Genomic DNA, 4453 nt, shown 5'->3' on the forward strand with positions numbered 1-4453 from the left:
CCCGAAGAGCTGGGCCGTTGGAGTCTGGACTGTGAACCGGGAATAAAAAACAGAAAAAGAAGCATCCTCCTGTGCGGAAGATGCTTCTTTTTCTATTCACGGCGAGTTTTCGTTCGGCTTTTCTGCTGCCTGCTCTTTGATTGTTTCTTTAATATAATCTTCAACCGGCTGGAGCGTGAACTTCAAACCACTGGTCTCGAGATTGTTTTCCAGATAGTCCAGCTGATGCTCTTCCACCGCATAGGATTGCAGGTTCAGGACATTATTGATATACAGCATGCCCTCGTTGGTTGCCATCGGACTGTCTGTGCCTTCTTCTTTTTGGCGTTTCTCCACTTCTTCCACGCCGACGACGAGACCCTCACTCTTCAATTCCTCCATTGCCGACTGATAACGCTCTTCGCCAATTTCTTCGGAGAGCCGCTTATCGAGCTGTTTGACTTCCTCTGCATTTGCCCCTTTGAAATATTGAGCATAATACGCCATCAGTATCTGCTCTTTGTCCTGTAATTCTTTCATTTCGATTCCTCCCAGATAAAAACTGTATACATATACATTCCCCTTTTAATGGCCTATTAGACATTTATTTGGAATTTGCATTGCTTTTAGAATCGCCCTAGTGTACTATTTAATTAATACAGTAAGACGAGGAGATGGCACAATGAATCAATTGCGCGGATTAATGATAAAAGACTGGACAATTATTAAAGGGTACGTGCTGCTGGCTTTATTGCTGGATATTGTTATTCCCTTGGGTGCGGCTTCTCTGTTTCACTTTGAATTTTATGAAGGGCTTCTGGTTTTTTGCGGAACAATGATGGCGCTGCATACACTGGTGCCGATTGTTTTGCTTTCGGTTCTCTTTACGAAAGAGATGGATCACCCGGATATCTTTTTCCATTCCAGTGCTTCCATCCATAAAATTAATGCCAGCAAATTCGGAGTTGCCCTTTTTGCCACGTGCCTGTCATTGATTTGGATGAGTATACTGACATTTGCATTTACGCTTTTTGCACCTGGGATATTTGTTTTAAATGAATTACTTCTCTTTGGAGCTGCTTTCATTGCAGGTATTTTGTTTTTCTCAGTGCTCGTCGCCATCATCTACTATTTTTACTTGACCATGTTCTATTCAATGAAACCAAAAATCGGAGGCTTTGCTTATATTGTTTCCTTCGGGTTATTTATCTTCGGTCTCGAGATGTGGGACCGTGTCACAGCTACAGAATTATACGCCGCAGTTACAGATTTCGGGGTCATCCAGTTAAGTGAATCGGAGTTGTTGACCAGCCTGTCCTACGGATTAATGGTTTCTTTCGGAGATCCGCCGACAATCCATCTCGGGCAGCTGCTGACCACCCTGCTGTTACTGATGATTCTGTACCTCTTGTCAGCAATGTGGTTTGAAAAGAAAGTGAGGGCTTAATATGGGGCTCGATTTTGACAAGGATAAGCCGATTTATCAGCAGCTGATCGACCTCTTGTCGGGTGACATTATTCGGGGGCACAGAAAGCCTGGCGATAAACTGCCTTCTGTCAGGGAATTTGCGATTGAGGTCGGTGTCAACGCCAATACAGTGCAACGCGTTTACAAGGAGATGGAAGCGATGGAACTTACAGAAACCAGGCGTGGCCAAGGTTCATTCATAACTGAAAATGAAGATCGCCTGAATCTACTCCGGGACAGCAAGAAAGTGGATTTGGTTAAATCATTTATCGCCAATGTGGAAGCCTATGGATTTTCGAAAGATGAAATTGTGGAACTTGTCAGGAGGGAAATCCAATGATGGAATTGAACAACGTAAAAAAGGCATACGGATCCACCAAAGCATTGACCGGGGTTACCTTGAGCTTGGAAACGGGCAAAATAATCGGGATTGCCGGTGAGAACGGCAGCGGCAAATCGACTTTGCTGAAGTCGATTGCAGGAGTCAGTCCCATCGACCGTGGATCGATTTTGATCGACGGAATCCCCGTCTCCCGCAAACACGCTGAAAGAATCGCCTACCTTCCTGATACCGATATGTTTTATTCCTATTTCACCGTTGAGCAATTATTGGCTTATTACAACAGCCAGTTTGCCGATTTCAATGAAACGAAGGCAAAAGAGGTATTGGAATTCATGGAAGTGCCGCTTTCTTCAAAGATGAAAAATCTTTCCAAAGGGATGCGCGGACGTGCTAAAATGGCTGCAACATTAGGACGGGAAAGCCGTTATTATTTAATGGACGAACCATTTTCCGGACTCGACCCGATGGTGCGCAGCGATTTGGTTAAGGGACTGATCCGATTCACCGATCTCGAGCGTCAGACGCTGGTTCTGTCGACACATGAAATCCGGGAAGTGGAAGTTTTGCTCGATGAACTGGTTTTATTGAAAGCCGGCAAGGTTTTGGCACACAGGCAATTGGATGAAATCCGCGATGAAACAGGAATGGATACGGTGGAATGGATGACAAAAGTGACGAAAGCGGGTGCAACTGTATGAATGAGCAGCCTTTAGTACAGATTAAAAACCTGTCAAAGACGATAGGCAATAAAAAAATCATCAAGAATTTGAATCTCGATCTGTACAAAGGACAGATCACCGGCTTTCTGGGACCTAACGGCGCCGGGAAAACGACGACGATCCGGATGATGGTCGGGCTGATGAAGCCAACAGAAGGCGATGTATTGATCGAGGGCCAGTCGGTGACACAGCACTTCGAAGAAAGCATCGAAAAAGTCGGTGTCATCGTTGAAAATCCCGAGCTGTATAAATACATGACGGGTTATAAAAACTTGCTGCATTTTTCGAGAATGCACAAAGACATTTCAAAGAAGCGTATTGACGAAGTGGTTCAGCAGGTCGGCATGAAAAACCGCATCAACGAAAAAGTCGGTTCCTATTCACTCGGCATGCGGCAGCGGCTTGGTCTCGCACAGGCTCTTCTTCACAATCCCAAATTCCTCATTCTGGACGAACCGACGAATGGACTCGATCCTGCGGGCATCCGTGAATTCCGCCTGTATTTACAGAAAATCGCCCGTGAAAACGGTGTCGCAGTGTTTGTATCCAGTCATTTACTGTCTGAAATCGAATTGTTATGCGACCGGATCGCCATTATCCAAAACGGTGAATTGATTGATATTAAAAATGTGAAAGAGCTGCAGCAATCCCGGTTTTATTTTAATGTTGAACCTTTGGCTGCTGCTGAAGAAATATTGACAGGCATCGGCTTCCCGGTGTCGCAGCATGACGGTGGATTGCTCGTCGAAACTGAAGCTGAACATGTGCCGGGAGCAGTCAAAATACTGGTCAACGCGGATATTTCCGTTTTCGCCGTGCAGCCGTTCAAAGCGACACTGGAAGATCAATTCCTCGAAATGACTGGAGGCGGAGAAATTGCTCAAGCTCATACAGAATGAATGGATGAAATTATGGAGCCGCAAAGCCTCCTGGATTATGGTTTTTCTGCTGGCATTCGTTCTGCTTGGTACTGCGGGCATTACGAAATGGGTCAACAGCACAATGGAATCCGTCAATACGGAATCGTGGCAGGAAGTCGAGACGAACGAGCTGGCCTATAACCGGAGCATGCTGGAAAATCCGGAGCTGAGTGACGCGCAGCGGGAATATTTTGAAGGAGAAGCGGCCATTTCGGAACACCGTCTGGAAAATGATCTGCCTCCTTATGAATACAACACCATGCAGCAGGGCGTCATTGAATCGCATGTCATGATGTCTATCGTAACGCTGTTCACTGTCATTATCGCGGGCGGCATCGTGGCAGGCGAATTTTCGCAGGGCACCATCAAGATGCTGCTGACGCGTCCGGTCAAGCGCTGGAAAATACTGACCTCAAAATATATAACGACAATGCTTTATGCGCTGCTTCTCGCAGTGGTGCTGTTTGTCGTCACGGCTTTGGCGGGGCTGATCTTTTTCGGTATCGGCGAAGGGACCTTCCTTGTCTGGAACGGCTCCGAAGTGGTGGAAGGCTCGTTCTGGCTGGAAGGCCTCAAAATGATTGCGCTCAGCTTTGCGAGCGTCTGGATCATCGGCACTTTCGCATTCATGCTGGGTACGGTTTTCCGTTCCAGTTCCCTGTCCATCGGCTTATCGATTTTCCTCATGTTCACGGGCATCCAGGCTGTGTTCCTGCTGGCCAATTACGAAATCGTGAAATATTATCTGTTCACGCACACCGACCTGACGCAATACTATACCGGTTTCATGCCTGTTGAGGATATCACGATGTCTATGTCCGTGATTGTGCTGTTTGTCTATTTCCTTATTTTCATGGCAATCAGCTATCTGACTTTCGGCAAACGGGATGTTACTGCGTAATATAGAATAGCGACAGTGCCCGTTAAGCTCTGAAAGGCATAGGACGGACCAGCGAAATGGCGGCCTTTGCCATGCAGCTGGGCTGGCTTATTACCGAAGAGCTGGGCCGCTGGAGTCTGGACA

The 4453-nt window shown here is 46.6% G+C and carries 6 protein-coding genes; 5 read left to right on the forward strand and 1 reads right to left on the reverse strand.

The features are described from left to right. Positions 1-96: 96 nt before the first annotated feature. Positions 97-519 (reverse strand): hypothetical protein, encoded by a 423-nt coding sequence (locus tag KW93_RS07835; protein ID WP_033542441.1) that lies wholly within the window; start codon positions 517-519, stop codon positions 97-99. A gap of 142 nt (positions 520-661) precedes the next feature. Here KW93_RS07835 and KW93_RS07840 point away from each other — a divergent pair, with 142 nt between their 5' ends. Genes KW93_RS07840 through KW93_RS07860 form a run of 5 tightly spaced genes read left to right on the forward strand, consistent with a single transcriptional unit; the run spans position 662 to position 4330 of the window. Beyond that, the gene (locus KW93_RS07840) at positions 662-1426 is read left to right on the forward strand and encodes a hypothetical protein (protein ID WP_033542442.1); all 765 of its coding nucleotides are present in this window, start codon (positions 662-664) and stop codon (positions 1424-1426) included. A 1-nt stretch (position 1427) separates the two neighbouring features. After that, the gene (locus tag KW93_RS07845; protein WP_033542443.1) at positions 1428-1787 is read left to right on the forward strand and encodes a GntR family transcriptional regulator; all 360 of its coding nucleotides are present in this window, start codon (positions 1428-1430) and stop codon (positions 1785-1787) included. Continuing rightward, positions 1784-2488, forward strand: coding sequence for an ATP-binding cassette domain-containing protein (locus KW93_RS07850; RefSeq protein WP_033542444.1), 705 nt, complete (start codon positions 1784-1786; stop codon positions 2486-2488). Before KW93_RS07845 ends, KW93_RS07850 begins: the two co-directional genes overlap by 4 nt. Continuing rightward, the gene (locus KW93_RS07855; protein WP_033542445.1) at positions 2485-3408 is read left to right on the forward strand and encodes an ABC transporter ATP-binding protein; all 924 of its coding nucleotides are present in this window, start codon (positions 2485-2487) and stop codon (positions 3406-3408) included. The genes KW93_RS07850 and KW93_RS07855 overlap by 4 nt, the downstream gene beginning before the upstream one ends. Next, positions 3386-4330, forward strand: a complete 945-nt coding sequence (locus KW93_RS07860) for an ABC transporter permease subunit (protein ID WP_033542446.1) — start codon at positions 3386-3388, stop codon at positions 4328-4330. The genes KW93_RS07855 and KW93_RS07860 overlap by 23 nt, the downstream gene beginning before the upstream one ends. The last annotated feature ends 123 nt before the right edge of the window (positions 4331-4453 follow it).

The organism is Planococcus sp. CAU13, from assembly GCF_000775575.1.
GTDB lineage: Bacteria > Bacillota > Bacilli > Bacillales_A > Planococcaceae > Planococcus.

Bases quoted from the DNA above. Each gene is read 5' to 3' on its own strand.
- KW93_RS07850 (WP_033542444.1), top strand. From the start codon at position 1,784: ATGATGGAATTGAACAACGTAAAAAAGGCATACGGATCCACCAAAGCA.
- KW93_RS07840 (WP_033542442.1), top strand. From the start codon at position 662: ATGAATCAATTGCGCGGATTAATGATAAAAGACTGGACAATTATTAAA.
- KW93_RS07855 (WP_033542445.1), top strand. From the start codon at position 2,485: ATGAATGAGCAGCCTTTAGTACAGATTAAAAACCTGTCAAAGACGATA.
- KW93_RS07845 (WP_033542443.1), top strand. From the start codon at position 1,428: ATGGGGCTCGATTTTGACAAGGATAAGCCGATTTATCAGCAGCTGATC.
- KW93_RS07835 (WP_033542441.1), bottom strand. From the start codon at position 519: ATGAAAGAATTACAGGACAAAGAGCAGATACTGATGGCGTATTATGCT.